At 68.3% G+C, this 14,335-nt stretch carries 15 protein-coding genes; 9 read left to right on the top strand and 6 right to left on the bottom strand.

Annotated features, from left to right (window positions below):
- Position 1: 1 nt before the first annotated feature.
- Together BMZ38_RS14275 and sufT are read right to left on the bottom strand one after the other, a co-directional pair.
- Complete coding sequence (locus BMZ38_RS14275) at positions 2–2,167, bottom strand: M4 family metallopeptidase (protein ID WP_091339113.1); 2,166 nt, start codon at positions 2,165–2,167, stop codon at positions 2–4.
- Between the two features lie 445 nt (positions 2,168–2,612).
- Entirely contained in the window at positions 2,613–3,170 is a 558-nt protein-coding gene (gene sufT, locus BMZ38_RS14280) for a putative Fe-S cluster assembly protein SufT (protein WP_091339540.1), read from the bottom strand.
- On the opposite strand from sufT, the gene BMZ38_RS18010 reads away from it, so the two are divergent.
- Positions 3,169–3,828 (top strand): hypothetical protein, encoded by a 660-nt coding sequence (locus tag BMZ38_RS18010; RefSeq protein ID WP_245747256.1) that lies wholly within the window; start codon positions 3,169–3,171, stop codon positions 3,826–3,828. The genes sufT and BMZ38_RS18010 overlap by 2 nt on opposite strands.
- Before the next feature lie 21 nt (positions 3,829–3,849).
- Here the strand turns inward: BMZ38_RS18010 and BMZ38_RS14290 are convergent, their stop codons facing one another.
- Entirely contained in the window at positions 3,850–5,277 is a 1,428-nt protein-coding gene (locus BMZ38_RS14290) for an NAD(P)(+) transhydrogenase (Re/Si-specific) subunit beta (protein WP_091339116.1), read from the bottom strand.
- Positions 5,277–5,579, bottom strand: a complete 303-nt coding sequence (locus BMZ38_RS14295) for an NAD(P) transhydrogenase subunit alpha part 2 (RefSeq protein WP_091339118.1) — start codon at positions 5,577–5,579, stop codon at positions 5,277–5,279. Before BMZ38_RS14295 ends, BMZ38_RS14290 begins: the two co-directional genes overlap by 1 nt.
- A 141-nt stretch (positions 5,580–5,720) precedes the next feature.
- On the opposite strand from BMZ38_RS14295, the gene BMZ38_RS14300 reads away from it, so the two are divergent.
- From BMZ38_RS14300 to BMZ38_RS14310, 3 genes are read left to right on the top strand one after another with little or no spacing between them, the layout of a single operon-like run.
- The gene (locus tag BMZ38_RS14300; RefSeq protein ID WP_091339547.1) at positions 5,721–6,305 is read left to right on the top strand and encodes an RNA polymerase sigma factor; all 585 of its coding nucleotides are present in this window, start codon (positions 5,721–5,723) and stop codon (positions 6,303–6,305) included.
- Complete coding sequence (locus BMZ38_RS14305) at positions 6,302–6,748, top strand: DUF3619 family protein (protein ID WP_245747255.1); 447 nt, start codon at positions 6,302–6,304, stop codon at positions 6,746–6,748. The genes BMZ38_RS14300 and BMZ38_RS14305 overlap by 4 nt, the downstream gene beginning before the upstream one ends.
- Positions 6,749–6,750: 2 nt before the next feature.
- On the top strand, positions 6,751–7,275 hold the full coding sequence (locus BMZ38_RS14310; RefSeq protein ID WP_091339121.1) for a DUF3106 domain-containing protein: 525 nt from the start codon (positions 6,751–6,753) through the stop codon (positions 7,273–7,275).
- 131 nt (positions 7,276–7,406) lie between these two features.
- Here the strand turns inward: BMZ38_RS14310 and BMZ38_RS14315 are convergent, their stop codons facing one another.
- Positions 7,407–8,507, bottom strand: coding sequence for an NAD(P) transhydrogenase subunit alpha (locus BMZ38_RS14315; protein WP_091339124.1), 1,101 nt, complete (start codon positions 8,505–8,507; stop codon positions 7,407–7,409).
- Between the two features lie 163 nt (positions 8,508–8,670).
- Between BMZ38_RS14315 and cdd the strand changes: the two genes are divergently transcribed.
- From cdd to BMZ38_RS14340, 5 genes are all read left to right on the top strand, one after another.
- Positions 8,671–9,072 (top strand): cytidine deaminase, encoded by a 402-nt coding sequence (cdd, locus tag BMZ38_RS14320; RefSeq protein WP_091339127.1) that lies wholly within the window; start codon positions 8,671–8,673, stop codon positions 9,070–9,072.
- 101 nt (positions 9,073–9,173) lie between these two features.
- Positions 9,174–9,740: a nitroreductase family protein gene (locus BMZ38_RS14325; RefSeq protein WP_091339130.1), complete on the top strand. Its 567-nt coding sequence runs from the start codon at positions 9,174–9,176 to the stop codon at positions 9,738–9,740.
- Positions 9,728–10,633, top strand: a complete 906-nt coding sequence (locus BMZ38_RS14330; RefSeq protein ID WP_091339132.1) for a 5'-3' exonuclease — start codon at positions 9,728–9,730, stop codon at positions 10,631–10,633. The genes BMZ38_RS14325 and BMZ38_RS14330 overlap by 13 nt, the downstream gene beginning before the upstream one ends.
- Positions 10,634–10,898: 265 nt before the next feature.
- Positions 10,899–11,483 (top strand): NUDIX hydrolase, encoded by a 585-nt coding sequence (locus tag BMZ38_RS14335; protein WP_091339134.1) that lies wholly within the window; start codon positions 10,899–10,901, stop codon positions 11,481–11,483.
- Between the two features lie 71 nt (positions 11,484–11,554).
- Entirely contained in the window at positions 11,555–11,905 is a 351-nt protein-coding gene (locus BMZ38_RS14340; protein WP_091339137.1) for a hypothetical protein, read from the top strand.
- A 178-nt stretch (positions 11,906–12,083) separates the two neighbouring features.
- Here BMZ38_RS14340 and BMZ38_RS14345 read toward each other — a convergent pair whose 3' ends face one another.
- Positions 12,084–14,177 carry a M13 family metallopeptidase gene (locus BMZ38_RS14345; RefSeq protein WP_091339140.1) on the bottom strand — a complete coding sequence of 698 codons (2,094 nt, stop codon included), beginning with the start codon at positions 14,175–14,177 and terminating at the stop codon, positions 12,084–12,086.
- Between the last annotated feature and the right edge of the window lie 158 nt (positions 14,178–14,335).

Genomic DNA, 14,335 nt, shown 5'->3' on the forward strand with positions numbered 1-14,335 from the left:
ATTACCAGGTCGCCTTCAGGGACACGCCCGAGAACGAGGTGTAGCCGTTGATCATGATGTAGTACGTGCCTGATGCGCTGCTGAAACTGCACGACTCGCTGTTGCCGGTGCGGTAGGGGCGGCAGTCATAGGTGCTCGTGGTGGGATTGGAACCCTTTCTCACGTACAGGTCGGCGTCGCCCGTGCCACCCGACATCGCGATCGTCAGGGAGCTGCCCGAGGGGACCGTCACGGTGTAGTACTTCTTGGTGCCGGTCGAACCGGAGATGCCGGTCACCGGCACGCCGTTCTGCAGGCCACCGCTGCCGCCACCGCCGGTACCGTAGGAAGCCTTCACCGTCACGCTGGAATACGACGAGTAGCCGTGCACCTTGATGTAGTAGGTGCCCGCCTGCGGCGCCGAGACCGTGCAGCTTTCGTTGTTGCCGGTGAGATAGGGACGGCAGTCGTAGCTGCTCAGGGTCGGGGCGGAGCCGAACTTCGTGTACAGGTCGGCATCGCCGCTGCCGCCGGAGATCGACATCACCAGGTTACTGGCGCCGGCCGGCACCTGGATGCTGAAGTCGTTGTCCGCCCCGGAGGCGCCGGACACACCGCTGACCGGTACGCCATTGCTCAGCGCCGTGGTGCCACCGCCACCGCCACCACCACCGCCGCCGCTGCCCGGGCAGTTCACGCCCACGCCGTTGAAGGCGGTGATGACGTCGTTCTTGGTGTAGCCGAGGTCGGTGGCGGCCGACTCCACGCCGCAGGCGCCGTTGTTGAAGTCGGTCGTCGCGGTCCAGTACGACTTGTTGGCCAGCTGGAATACCTGGAAGGCTTTCTTCACGTCCCAGCCGCTGGTCTTGGCGAGCAGGCAGAACGCCTTGTTGTACACGCCCGAGGAGTAGTGCACGTCCAGGCCGTTGTAGTACTGCGACGCGTTGTCGATCGAGCCGCCGTCCTGCGGCGGGTTGCACATGTAGCGCAAGGCGTCGCCGATGCCGGCGCTGGCCTTGACGATGTCCGCGCCGACCAGGAAGTCCGCCGCACCGCGATCGTAGAACTCGGCCGCTTCACCCGCGATGTCCGAGTAGGCCTCGTTCATGCCGCCGGACTGGCCGCTGTACTCCAGTGCCGAGTTCTGTTCGGTATAGCCGTGGCTGATCTCGTGGCTGGTCACGTCCAGCGAGACCAGCGGGTAGAACGTGCTGGCGCCGTCGCCGAAGTTCATCGACGAGCCGTTCCAGAACGCGTTCTCGTAGTTGCTGCTGTAGTGCACGTTCATGCGCAGCTGCATGTTCAGCGGTGGCGCGCCGGTGTAGGCCACGTACATGTCGTGCACGACGCCGCCGAAGTGGTGCGCGTCATTGACCGGCGAGTAGGCGCCGTTGATCGGGTCGGTGTTGCTGGTCGGGCAGGTGAAGCTCACCAGCGTGCCGCCGCTGGTCCCGTGGTTGAGGTTGTAGGTCACCACGTTGGTGTTCTGCAGGTAGCAGGTGCTGCCCGACTGGGTGACCTGCAGCGCGGCGTAGTCGGTGCCGTAGTAGTACTCGCCGGTCTTCTGGTTGCCGCCGGGGCCATTGGCGGTGGCGTCGGTCAGGCCCTCCCAGCTCTTGATCACTTCGCCGGTCTGGGCGTCGACGATCGCGGTCGGGCGGCTCGGGTGCTGACCACCGACGAAGTAGGAAGTGCGATAGACCAGCCGCGGCGAGCCGTTCTCCTGCGGATAGACAAACAGGTCGGCCTTCTTGTTGCTGATCGCGGCACCAGCCTGCAGCGTGGTGTGCGCGTGGGCCTGCAACCTGGCGATCGCCTGGGCGGCACTCAGCTTCGGCGTGACCGACAGCGGCGCGGCCAGGTTGGCCGGCAGCTTCATCACCTCGCCGCTGGCGCGCAGCGTGTTGCCATGCACATCCTGCACCACCGCAACGCTGCGACCGTAGACCGGCACGCCGCGGTACATCTGCTGCTGACGCACGACCTGCTTGCCGTTGGGCAGCTGCGCGGTACTGCGTGCGGACAGCGACATGTTCGCACCCAGGTTCAGGCGCGATGCGAGGCTGCCGGCCGGCACCGCGCCGAGATTCTGCACGTTCACGTGCTCGCTGTTCGCTGCCATGGCGGCCGAGGCGCAGGCCATGCCGATGGCGGCAACCAGGAGCTTGAGACGGATATCGCTAGGCATTTCAGGTACTCCATAAGAGAGAAATTCGGGGCGAACGACCCTGATGCGGCCGCTTGGACCCCATGCGTGAATTCGCCGTGTCGGGCACGGCACCATGGTTTTGCCAACGGTCCTTGCTGCATCCCGTTCGCGCCATCTCCCTCCCCTTTCATCCCTGAGGGGAGCAGCACGCAGGCTTGTTCATGCGAGAGCGACGCGGGACTCCCTGGCGTCGCTGCAGGACCATCCGTCAACCTCCCCGCCAACGGATTCGTCGACATTAAGTAGGAAGTTGCGAAGGGGCAAGGGTGAATTTTTCCTATGAATCCGAACTGTGATCGTCGGTGTTATAGCCGCGCGAAAACCGCGTCAGCATGCCGCGTACGGCGTATTGGCCTTCGCTCGCAGAGGGCACAAAAAAGCCCGGTCGAACCGGGCTTTTTTGCGATGGGTCGATGTGTTCCGACTAGAGCATGCCCGTCTCGAGCTTGGCGGCGTCGGACATCATCGAATGGTTCCACGGCGGATCGAACACGAGGTCGACGTCCGCCTCGGCAACCGTGGGAATCAGCTCGAGCTTGGTGCGCACATCGTCTACCAGGATGTCGCCCATGCCACAGCCGGGAGCAGTCAGCGTCAGCTTGACGTAGACCTTGCGCGCGCCGGCTTGGGATGCCTCGATCGATACGTCGTAAACGAGTCCGAGTTCCACCACGTTGATCGGAATTTCCGGATCGAACACGGTGCGCAGTTGCTGCCAGACGAGTTTTTCGACGTCCTCGTCGCTGGCGTCGGCGGCGAGCTCGATCGGCGGCGGCGGTTCCTTGCCCAGCGCGTCGGCGTCGTCGCCGGCGATGCGGAACAGGTTGCCCTCGACGTAGACGGTGAAGCTGCCGCCCAGGGCCTGCGTGATGTAGCCGATCTGCCCGGCCGGGAGCATCACGCTCTCGCCCTGCGGCACCATCACCGCCGCGCAGTCGCGCTCCAGGGTGAAGGGTTCGCTGCTCAGACTGAAACCACTCATGCCGATCCTGCCGATCATCCGACGAAGCCGCGGGGGACGCTGCGGCGAAGCACTCTATTATGCCGCGCCGGCGACACCGCCCGCTGATCAAGATCAGGCCCGCGCGGCCGATCTCAAGGAAGCAAGCCGTCGCCTGCGGCCGGATGGGCGGCTGTGCGCGGTATCATGCCCGTTTGCCCAGGAGCCGCAGGGAAACCATGCCTCTCGACTTTCCGCCGCAGCGTGGGCGCCGTCCGTGCGCCTGATCTCGTTGCTCTTCGCCGCCTTCAGCGCCGCCATGCTCGGCCTCGCCGCAGGCGCGGTGTGGATGCTGCCGACGATGGCGCTGCAGCGCCCGCTCCCTGCGCTGGCGCTGGTCGCCGGTGGGCTGCTCGCGCTGGCCGTGCGCAGTTGGGTACGCCCGGCCGGACGCTTGGCTGCCGCCATGGCGGCAGGGGCGACCGTGCTCGCGGCGATCTACGTGGAGGTGCTCACCGCCGCAGCGCGCATCGCGGGATCGATGGGCATCGGCCTGCTCGACACGCTGCGCGAGGCGGGCCTGCCCATGTTGTGGACGCTGGCGCAACTGGCGCTGCGTCCGGCGGATATCGCCTTCGCCGCAGCCGGCGCACTGCTGGCCGCCTGGGTCGCCAGCCGCCGCCCCAAGCCCCGCGCGTGAGCCTCTTCCCGCGCTGCGAACTCAGGCATCCAGCGTCTTGAGCGCTGCCACCAGTTCGCCCGCCACGGCCTGGCCGTCGCCATACAGCATGCGTGCGTTGTCGGCATAGAACAGTGCGTTCTCGATGCCGGCGAAACCGGTGCCCTTGCCGCGCTTGACCACGATGACGTTCTTCGCCGCCGCCACGTCCAGGATCGGCATGCCGTAGATCGGCGAGGCAGGGTCGGTTTTGGCCAGCGGATTGACCACGTCGTTGGCGCCGATCACCAGCGCCACGTCCGTACTGGGGAATTCGGGATTGATCTCGTCCATGTCGGCGATCAGGTCGTACGGAACGCCGGCCTCCGCCAGCAGCACGTTCATGTGGCCGGGCATGCGGCCGGCCACCGGGTGGATGGCGAACTTCACCTTCACCCCGCGTTCGATCAGCAACCGCGCGAACTCCCACACCTTGTGCTGCGCCTGCGCCACGGCCATGCCGTAGCCCGGCACGATCACCACGCGTTCGGCATAGGCCATCATCACCGCGGCGTCGGATGCCTCGATCGGCTTCTGCGCGCCTGCGATTGCCTGCGCCGCACCCGTCGTGGCGCCGAAGTTGCCGAACAACACGTTGCCCAGCGAACGGTTCATCGCCCTGGCCATCAGCTGCGTGAGCAGCGTGCCGGCCGCGCCCACCACCGTACCGGCGATGATCATCGCCTCGTTGCCGAGCACGAAGCCTTCGAACGCCACCGCCAGACCAGTGAATGCGTTGTACAGGGAGATCACCACGGGCATGTCGGCGCCACCGATCGGCAGCGTCATCATCAGTCCGAACAACAGCGCCAGCGCGAAGAAGCCGGCGATCAGCGGTGGCGTCAGCCTGCCGCCCACCAGCATGGCGCCGAGCACGATGGCCAGCGCCAGCACCAGCAGGTTCACCACGCGCTGGCCGGAAAAGGTGAAGCGCCGGTCCAGCCAGCCCTGCAGCTTGGCGAAGGCCACCAGCGAGCCGGAAAAGCTGACCGCGCCGATCAAGGCGCCCAATACCGCCAGCGACAGCTGCGCAGTTCCCGGCGCCTGGCCGTCGGCGGTGAAGCTCCGGCCATCCAGCAGGGTGACCGCTGCGCCGGCAAAGCCCACCAGTTCGACGGCACCGATCGCCGCCGCGGCGCCACCGCCCATGCCGTTGTAGAGCGCCACCATCTGCGGCATCGCCGTCATCGCCACGCGCCGGCCCGACCACCACGCCGCCGCCGTGCCGATCGACAGCGCGGCCAGGATCAGCCCGCGATGGCCGAGCCCCGGCAGCGCGAAGGTCGCGGCCACCGCGAGCGCCATGCCCACGCCTGCCCACACGATGCCCGCGCGCGCGCTGCGCGGCGAGCTCATGCGCTTCAGGCCCAGGATGAACAGCAACGCGGCGAGGAAATAGCAGGCCCTGATCGCCCCGGGCAGCCAGGCCATCAGCGTGGCTCCCCACGGCCCGGGCGGCTGGACTTGAACATCTCCAGCATGCGCTCGGTCACCACGTAGCCGCCCGCCGCGTTGCCGGCGCCGAGCAGCACCCCGACGAAGCCGATGCCGATCTCCAGCGACGTCTGCGCGTGGCCCAGCGCGATCATCGCGCCGACCAGTACGATGCCGTGAATGAAGTTCGAGCCGGACATCAGCGGCGTGTGCAGGATCACCGGCACCCGCGCGATGATCTCGTAACCGGTGAAGGCCGCGAGCATGAAGACATACAGCGCCAGGAACCCGTCGAGCATGACCCCTTCCCCTGTCCGCGCATCCGGTCGAGCGGTTTGCGCATCATACGGTTGCGCGTCAACCCGTGCGAGCCTGCCGCGTTGAAGCACCCGACCGAACCGGAACCGGGACCGAGCGCCGATGACGCGGACAGCGACGCCATGAACAGCCTCGCCGGCACCCTCGACAGCGACCTGCTGGCGACGGACGCGCGCGCCGTCCCGGCGACACTTGATGCCTTTCTGGCCGACGTTGAACGCCGCGCCTTCCGCCTGGCCGAGCTGCAACTGGGCCATCGCGAGGACGCGCTGGACGCGGTGCAGGACGCGATGCTGCGACTGGTCAAGCATTACCGGGACAAGCCGGCGCAGGAATGGACGCCGCTGTTCTGGGGCATCCTGCGCCGCCGCATCGTCGACCTGCAGCGCCGCCGCAAGGTGCGCTCGATCGTGGTCGGCTGGCTCGGCGGGCGCGACGCGGACGGCGAGGACCTGCCTGCCTGGGAGCCGCCCGATCCATCGCCCGGCCCGCTGCAGCGCCTGCACGATTCGCAATCGTGGGGCGATCTCTCCGCCGCGGTGCAGCGCCTGCCGCAGCGCCAGCGCGAGGCGTTCCTGCTACGCATGCTCGAGGGCCTGGACGTGGCGCAGACCGCCCAGGCCATGGGCTGCTCCGAAGGCAGCGTGAAAACCCATCTGTCGCGCGCCATGCACCACCTGCGCGACCAACTGGAGGACTGGCGATGACGCCCGATCCTGGCAAGCCCGATCTCGACCATCGCAATTCCCATCAGCGAGACCTCAACCTGCACGATCCCGAGACGCTCGTCCGCCGTGCGCGCACGCTTTACCAGGAGGCCAGCCGGCAGCTCGACCCGGCCACCGCCGGGCGCCTTCGCGCAGCCCGCCGCCAGGCGCTCGAGGCCATGCATCCGGCATCTCCGAGGCTTGCCTCCCGCCTGCTGCTGCCGGCTGGCGCATTTGCCGTGCTCGCGCTGGCCACACTGATGATCTGGCAACCGCTGCGCCATGCCGACCAGGCTTCGCCGCACGCGGCTTCGGCGGTGCCGGCCACGGATGCGGACAGCGACCTGCCGCCGGATGCCGACAGCGCCGACCCGCAGCTGTACCAGAACCTGGATTTCTACGGTTGGCTGGCCGCCAACGACCGCACCAAGGCACAACACTGACCATGATCCGCTTCGCACGGCTACCGCTGCTGCTCGCCCTGGCCACCCTGGCGCCGCTGCATGCGCAGGACGCGCCGGCGCGCCCGTCCGCCTCTGCGTCATCGGCACCGCGTCCCTGGGAAAGTCTGGATCCAGCCCAGCAGGACGTCCTGGCGCCCCTGCGCGAGGAGTGGAACGCGATGCCGCCGCGCAAGCAGGCACACATGCTCAGGCGTGCCGAGCACTGGGTCACCCTGCCGCCGGACCGGCGCGAGGAGATCCGCCAGCGCATTGCCCGCTGGCAGAAGATGACGCCCGAGGAACGCCAGCGCGCCCGCGACAACATGCACAAGTTCCACCGCCTGCCGCCGCAACAGCGCGAGCGCCTGCACGAGGCCTACGAGCGTTTCCAGCACATGCCGCCGGACCAGCGCGAACGGCTGTTGCGGCAGTGGCGCTCGCAGACGATCGAGCAGCGGTTGCGCGGACTGGACCGCCCGTCGCCGCCCCCCCCACCGCCTGGGCCACCTGCCCCTCCGCACCACTGACCGGCGTGCCAAGTCGTCCTTTTGTGCGCCACTGCGCCCTTTCCCTCCGGCGAGGAGGACCGGGGTGAAGCGCCACTCTTGCGACAACGGGCATCACGGGTCGCTCCCATCAACTCCCCTGCGGGCTTCGACTATCCCTGGAAGCGAGGCTCGCCGCCGTGGCTCAGGCAGGTGCGCGCCACCAGCTCGTCGCTGAAGTCCGGAGCGATCGCGCCATCGCGCAGCAGCAGCTCCGTGAAGTTGTAAACGTTGCGCGCATACATCTCCGACGCGTGCAGCGGCGCGCCGGCGGGCAGGTTCAGCGGCCCGAGAATCGTCACGCCCGCGTGCTCCACGCGTTCGCCGGGCCGCGTCAGCTCGCAATTGCCGCCGCCCTCGGCGGCGAGGTCCACGATCAGCGCGCCAGGTTTCATGCCGCCGACCATCGCCGCGGTGAGAATTTTCGGTGCGGGTCGGCCAGGAACCGCGGCCGTGGTGACGATCACGTCGACCACCTTCAGGTGATCGGCCAAAGCCTGCTGCTGCGCGGCGCGCTCCTCGACGGAAAGCTCACGCGCGTAGCCGCCGGTGCCGGCCGCGCTGACGCCCAGGTCGAGGAACTTCGCGCCCAGCGACTCGATCTGCTCGCGCGTTTCGGGGCGCACGTCGTAGCCCTCGGTCTGCGCGCCGAGACGGCGCGCCGTGGCGATCGCCTGCAGGCCGGCGACACCGGCGCCGATCACCAGCACGCGCGAAGGGCGGATGGTGCCGGCGGCGGTGGTCAGCATGGGAAAGAATTTCGGACAGGCCTCGGCGGCGATCAGCATGGCGCGATAGCCAGCCACGGCGGCCTGCGAGCTGAGCACGTCCATCGCCTGCGCGCGGGTCGTGCGCGGCAGCAGCTCCAGCGCAAAGGCGGTGAGCTTGCGCCTGCCCAGCGCCGCGATGCGCGTGGCCGCGCCGTGCGGGCGCAGCTGGCCGACAACCGTCGCGCCCTCGCGCATCTGTTCGAACACCGCATCGACCGGCGGCAGCACGCAGGCGAGCAGGTCGGCCTGCGCCAACACCTGTTGCGCATCGGCGAAGGTCGCTTCGGCATAGCTCTGGTCGGGAAAACCGGCCGCCTCGCCCGCACCGTGCTCCAGCAGCACGCGCACGCCCTTGCCGTGCAGCTTCCTGGCCACCTCGGGCGTGATCGCTACCCGCCGCTCCCCGGCAGCCGCCTCGCGCAACGCACCCACGGTAATCGTCATACGGCTCCCCCGGGACCTGGAGCGTTCATCCTAGCCCAACGCCCGCGGCCGCAAGCACGCCCGCTTGACCGGCGCCTCGCCGGCCGCAGTAGACTGGCCCACCGGCAGCGCCACGGCTGGCGCGCACGGGGTCTGTCCAGGGAGATCCCTTGTGTCCACACCGATGCCCCTTCCCGTCGTCGACCCGTTGATGTCCGCGGCTCGCCAAGCACGCGAACAGGCTTATGCGCCGTACTCGAAGTTCCAGGTGGGTGCCGCGGTGCGCACCCGCGACGGCCGCACCTTCACCGGCTGCAACGTGGAGAACGCGGCCTATGGCCTGTGCAACTGCGCCGAGCGCACCGCACTTTTCAGCGCGGTGGCGGCGGGCTGCCGGCCCGGCGATTTCGTGCAGCTGGCGGTGATCGCCGACACGCCCGGCCCGGTCAGTCCCTGCGGCGCCTGCCGCCAGGTGATGGCTGAGCTGTGCGACGGCACCATGCCGGTGCTGCTCGGCAACCTCGCCGGCGCGATGGAGGAAACCACTGTCGGCACCCTGCTGCCCGGGTCGTTCCGCCTGCCCTGACGAACACCTGCAACGGCGAGGTACCGAGGTTCGCCAATGGTTCTCCAGGGGCGGCGCCAGCCCGGGGGTATCATGGACGACCCGCCTGCCGTATCCCGCCCATGCCCCCTGCGCTCGACCTGTTGATGCAACGCCACTCCACCCCTTCGCGCCAGCTCGGCGCGCCCGGTCCGGAGGGCGCCGAGCTGCATGCCTTGCTGGAGGCCGCGGTGCGCGTGCCCGACCACGGCAAGCTGGTGCCGTTCCGCCTGATCGAACTGCGCGGCGACGCCAAGCAGATCTTCGGCGACCGCCTGGCTGCCATCGCTGCGCGCAATCCCGCCCTGTCCGAGGCCAAACGCGAGAAGGAGCGCACCCGCTACGGCTTCGCCCCGCTGGTGCTGGTGGTGGTCGCGCGGGTAACCACCGACAGCAAGGTGCCACCGATCGAGCAGGAGATCGCCGCCGGCTGCGTGGCCTACAACCTGCTGCTGGGCGCGCATGCGCTGGGCTACGGTGCGCAGTGGCTGACCGGCTGGGCTGCCTACGACGCCGAGGTCGCCGCGCTGCTGCGGCTGGCCGGCAACGAGCGGGTGATCGGTTTCGTGCACATCGGTACACCGCAGATCGAGGTGCCCGACCGCGACCGACCAACGGTGCAGGAGGTGTTCTCTCCATGGATGCCGTGACCGCAACGCCCGGCGCCGTCCACCTGGTGGACGGCAGCCTGTACGTCTTCCGCGCCTGGCATTCGATGCCCGACCAGTTCCACGACGCCGACGGCCACCCGGTCAATGCGGTGCACGGCTATACCCGGTTCCTCTGCGAGCTGCTCGAGAAAACCCGCGCCGAACACCTGGCGGTGGCCTTCGACGCCTCGCTGACCAGCTCTTTCCGCAACGCCATCTACCCGGCCTACAAGGCCAATCGCGAGCTGCCGCCGCCGGAGCTCGAGCGCCAGTTCGTGCTGTGCCGCGCGATCACCGAAGCGGTGGGCGTGAGCGTGATGATCGACCACAGCTACGAGGCCGACGACCTGATCGGCAGCGCGTTGTGGAGCCTGCGCGGGCACGGCCTGGACAGCGTCATCGTCTCGGCCGACAAGGACTTCGGCCAGCTGCTGGGCGAGCGCGACGAACAGTGGGACTTCGCCCGCAACGTGCGCTGGGGACCGGCCGGCGTGCACGAGAAGCTGGGCGTGCATCCGCACCAGGTCGCCGACTACCTGGCGCTGTGCGGCGACGCGGTGGACAACATCCCCGGCGTGCCGGGCATCGGCGCCAAGACCGCCGCCGCCCTGCTTGCGCATTTCGGCAGCCTGGACGTGCTGCTGGAGCGGGTCGAGGAAGTGGCGTTCCTGCGCATCCGCGGCGCCGCCGCCTGCGCCGCGCGCCTGCGCCAACATGCCGAGCTGGCACTTTTGTACCGCCGGCTGACCCGCATCGCGCTGGATGCACCGGTGGCGCCTACAGCCGATGCGTTGCGCCGGCAGGCCGGCAGTGGACAGCTGGAGGCGCTGTGCGAGCAGCTGCGCTTCGGTCCGCTGACGCGTTCGCGCCTGCACGCGCTGGCGCTGGGCTGAGCCGCTAGGGCGTGTCCTTTGCCAAGCCGTAGGCGACCAGCCGGTCGTTCAAGGGATCGGTGCGCAGGCCTTGGTTGTGGGCAGCGATGAAGTCCCTGCGGGCAGCATCGAACTGATGATGCCGCTCGTAGGCGATGCCCCGGTTGTAATGGGCCGCCTGCTCGGAGTGCCCATGTTCCCTGCCCGGTCGTGTGAGCGTCCATCGGCATCGGCCCCGTGCGCGTAGTCGCCATCCGCGCACGCGGCGCTGCGCTAACCTACGTCGATGGATCCCAAAGACATCCCCGCCGACGCCCACGCACCCGTGGAAACCCTCTGCCAGGGTCGCTGGCTCAGCCTGCGCAAGCGCGGGCGGTGGGAATACGCCGAACGCAACAATCCCGGCGGCGCGGTAATCATCGTGGCGGTCACGCCGGACGACTGCGTGCTGTTCGTCGAGCAGTACCGGGTCTCGATCCTCAGGCGCACCATCGAGATGCCGGCCGGGCTGGTCGGCGACCTGGCGTCGCAGGCCGACGAGAGCGCGCTGCTGGCCGCCGCGCGCGAGCTGGAGGAGGAAACCGGCTACCGCTGCGGACGGATCGATTTCATCCACGAAGGCCCCTCCTCCTCGGGCATGAGCACCGAGACGATCGCTTTCGTGCGCGCCCACGACCTGGTCCGGGTCGGTGACGGTGGCGGCGACGAGACCGAAAACATCGTGGTGCACGCGGTGCCGCGTCGCGAGGCCGGCACCTGGCTGTTCGCCCGCGCGGCGGAGGGCTACTCGGTCGATCCGAAACTGTTCGCCGGGCTGTGGTTCCTGGAGCACGCGCAGCAGGCCGGGAGCCAGCCCCCCGACGCGGGCTAAAGATTCCGGCAGGCCGGCCGATTCCGGGGGTGTCGCCTCCTATCGACATCCCTAACGCCACGGAATCCGCCATGAAAATCCTGCTCGCCTCCGCCCTGTTCCTGCTCGCGCCGATGGCGGCGCACGCCGCCTGCTCGCCGACCGACTTTGCCGTGCAGGACTTCAAGATCGCCGCCAGCGGCGGCCGCCTGAGCCTGAAGGGCCAGCTGGTGAACCACTGCGCCGAGGCCGCAGCAGCGCAGATCTCCATCGATGCGAAGGATTCCAGCGGCAAGGTGCTGGCGAGCAAGAAGGGCTGGCCGGCCGGCACGGCCAACATCGCCCCGGGCCAGTCGGTCGAGTTCGACCTGGGCCGGCTGTTCCGCTATCAGTCGGACATGCAGAGCTTCACTGCCGGCGTGGCCAGCGTGCGTACCTGGTAAGCATCGGACTGGATGCACCCAGCAAAAAGGCCCCGGTTGGGGCCTTTTTGCTTTTGGCTGCACCCTTTCAAGGGGATGCCTGGGATGGGATGGGTTTGCGCCGATGACGGCACCTTCGCAAGCCGCCCCGGCTCCTCACCCCAGCCCTTTCCCAAGAGGGAAAGGGCGCTCGGGTTTGCTACCAGATGTGCACGCGCTGCTTGGGGTCCAGATAAAGCTTCTGGCCAGGCTTCGGATCGAACGCCTTGTACCAGGCGTCGATGTTGCGCACCGTCTGCGCGCGATAGCGGCCTGGCGCGTGGACGTCGGTGATCACCTGCTGGCGCAGCGCCGCATCGCGGGTCTTGCTGCGCCAGGATTGCCCGAAGGCCAGGAAGAAGCGCTGATCCCCGGTCAGGCCCTGGATCACGGGAGCCGGCTTGCCGCCGAGTGACTTGTGGTAGGCGATCCAGGCGGCGGTTAATCCCGACACGTCGGCGATGTTCTCGCCCAGCGTCTGCTGGCCGTTGATGTGCAGACCGGGCAGCGGCTCGTACGCGTCGTACTGCTCGACCAGCTTCTGCCCGGCGGCCTTGAAGTGGGCCAGGTCCTCCGGCGTCCACCAGTTGGCCAGTCGGCCCTGCGCGTCGAACTCGGCGCCGGTGTTGTCGAAGCTGTGGCTGATCTCGTGGCCGATCACCGCGCCGATCGATCCGTAGTTGGCGGCCGCGTCGGCCTTGGGATCGAAGAACGGCGCTTCCAGGATAGCCGCCGGAAAATTCAGCGCGTTCTGCAGCGGCAGGTTCACCGCGTTGACGGTCTGCGGGGTCATCCACCATTCGCCGCGGTCGACCGGCTGGCCGAGCTTGGCCTTCTGGTGGCGGTATTCCTGCTCGACGGCGCGCAGGTGGTTGCCCAGCGCATCACCCGGCTTGATCACCAGTGCGCTGTAGTCGCGCCAGGTCTCCGGGTAGCCCACGCCGACCTTCAGCGACTCGATCTTGGCCTTGGCCTTCTGCTTGGTGGCGGCGGTCATCCAGTCGAGCTGGTCCACGCGCTCGTCGAACGCGGCCAGGATGTTCTTGACCATGTCCTGCACCTGGCGCTTGGACGCGGGCGGGAAGTATTTCTTGACGTAGATCTGTCCGACTGCGTCGCCCAGGTCGTTGTTGACCGCGCCGATCGCGCGCTTCCAGCGGTCGCGCTGCTTGGGCGTACCGGTGAGGGTATGGCCGTAGAACTCGAAGCTGGCATCGGCGTAGGCCTTGGGCAGCAGGCCGGCGCTCTCGTTGATGGTATGGAAGGTGAGGTAGTCCTTCCAGGTCTGGAGCGGCTCGCTGGCGACCAGCGCGGAAAGCCCCTTGATCGCGTCGGGCTGCCAGGCGTCGACCACCGGCTGGCCGGCCAGGCCCGCCGCCTCGAAATACGCGTTCCAGTCCATGCCCGGCGCCTTCTGCGCGTACGCGCCGAGCGGCCACGGGTTGTTGGCCTTGTGCACGTCCTCGCTCTCGACCAGGCTGGCCTGCGCCTTGGCGATCTTCATCTCCAGTCCGAAGATCGCCTGCGCCTTGGCCGGCGCGTCGGCGATGCCGGCACGCTGCAGGGTGGCGGCAATGTACGCCTTGTACTTGTCGCGGAAACCGGCCATCTCCGCGTCGTCCTTGAGGTAGTAGTCGCGGCTGGGCATCCCCAGGCCACCCTGCAGCAGGTAGGCGATGTTGTGCGAGGGGTCTTCCAGGCCCTGGGTCACGAACAGGCCGAAAAGGTGCTCGGTCTGCCAGTTGGTGGCGTTGATCGGGTCGACGTCGGCACGCAGCTGGCCGCCGAGCACGCGCGAGAGGTCGGTGCGCGTGCGGATCGCGGCGACCTTGTCCAGCTCCGGCTTGAGCGGCGAGAGGCCCGCTTTTTCGATCGCCGCGGTGTTCATGAACGCGGCGTAGTAGTCGGCGATCTTGCGCTGGTTGCTGCCGGCGGCCGGATGGCTGGCGCCAGCGTCGCGGATGATCTGTGCGTTGCGCTTCTCGGCCTTCTGGAACACCTGCAGGAAGATGCCGGTGCTCGCGCGGTCGGCCGGGATCACCGCCGTCTTGCGCCAGTTGCCGTTGGCGTAGTTGTCGAAATCGTCGCCGGGCTTGACCGAGTGGTCCATGCCGGCCAGGTCCACGCCCATCGCATGGCCCACCGGGATGCCCGCCGGCGCCTTGCCCTGCTGGGCCGCCGCCGCGAACGCGCCCGCGCTTACCGCCGAACCGCACAGGAACGCGGTCACCACCATCCATCGCATCGCTTGCATTGCATTGCTCCGCTGTTGAAACAGGCGCCCACGATAGCGGTGAAGCGGCAAGGGTGCGTGCATGACCTCTGGGCTAGGAGGTGCGTTTGGCTCCCTCTCCCCTTCGGTGGCGAGCGGCCCCGGGCCTCGAGCAGAATGGATTTGGAGAGGCATCTTCC

Source organism: Frateuria terrea (assembly GCF_900115705.1).
Classification (GTDB): Bacteria; Pseudomonadota; Gammaproteobacteria; order Xanthomonadales; family Rhodanobacteraceae; genus Frateuria_A; species Frateuria_A terrea.

Coding starts and splice junctions, on each gene's coding strand:
- BMZ38_RS14305 (WP_245747255.1), top strand. CDS start 6,302: ATGACGCCCGATCCTGGCAAGCCCGATCTCGACCATCGCAATTCCCAT.
- BMZ38_RS14335 (WP_091339134.1), top strand. CDS start 10,899: ATGGATCCCAAAGACATCCCCGCCGACGCCCACGCACCCGTGGAAACC.
- cdd (WP_091339127.1), top strand. CDS start 8,671: ATGCCCCTTCCCGTCGTCGACCCGTTGATGTCCGCGGCTCGCCAAGCA.
- BMZ38_RS14325 (WP_091339130.1), top strand. CDS start 9,174: ATGCCCCCTGCGCTCGACCTGTTGATGCAACGCCACTCCACCCCTTCG.
- BMZ38_RS18010 (WP_245747256.1), top strand. CDS start 3,169: ATGCCGATCCTGCCGATCATCCGACGAAGCCGCGGGGGACGCTGCGGC.
- sufT (WP_091339540.1), bottom strand. CDS start 3,170: ATGAGTGGTTTCAGTCTGAGCAGCGAACCCTTCACCCTGGAGCGCGAC.
- BMZ38_RS14345 (WP_091339140.1), bottom strand. CDS start 14,177: ATGCAAGCGATGCGATGGATGGTGGTGACCGCGTTCCTGTGCGGTTCG.
- BMZ38_RS14340 (WP_091339137.1), top strand. CDS start 11,555: ATGAAAATCCTGCTCGCCTCCGCCCTGTTCCTGCTCGCGCCGATGGCG.
- BMZ38_RS14310 (WP_091339121.1), top strand. CDS start 6,751: ATGATCCGCTTCGCACGGCTACCGCTGCTGCTCGCCCTGGCCACCCTG.
- BMZ38_RS14300 (WP_091339547.1), top strand. CDS start 5,721: ATGAACAGCCTCGCCGGCACCCTCGACAGCGACCTGCTGGCGACGGAC.
- BMZ38_RS14290 (WP_091339116.1), bottom strand. CDS start 5,277: ATGGCCTGGCTGCCCGGGGCGATCAGGGCCTGCTATTTCCTCGCCGCG.
- BMZ38_RS14315 (WP_091339124.1), bottom strand. CDS start 8,507: ATGACGATTACCGTGGGTGCGTTGCGCGAGGCGGCTGCCGGGGAGCGG.
- BMZ38_RS14330 (WP_091339132.1), top strand. CDS start 9,728: ATGGATGCCGTGACCGCAACGCCCGGCGCCGTCCACCTGGTGGACGGC.
- BMZ38_RS14295 (WP_091339118.1), bottom strand. CDS start 5,579: ATGCTCGACGGGTTCCTGGCGCTGTATGTCTTCATGCTCGCGGCCTTC.
- BMZ38_RS14275 (WP_091339113.1), bottom strand. CDS start 2,167: ATGCCTAGCGATATCCGTCTCAAGCTCCTGGTTGCCGCCATCGGCATG.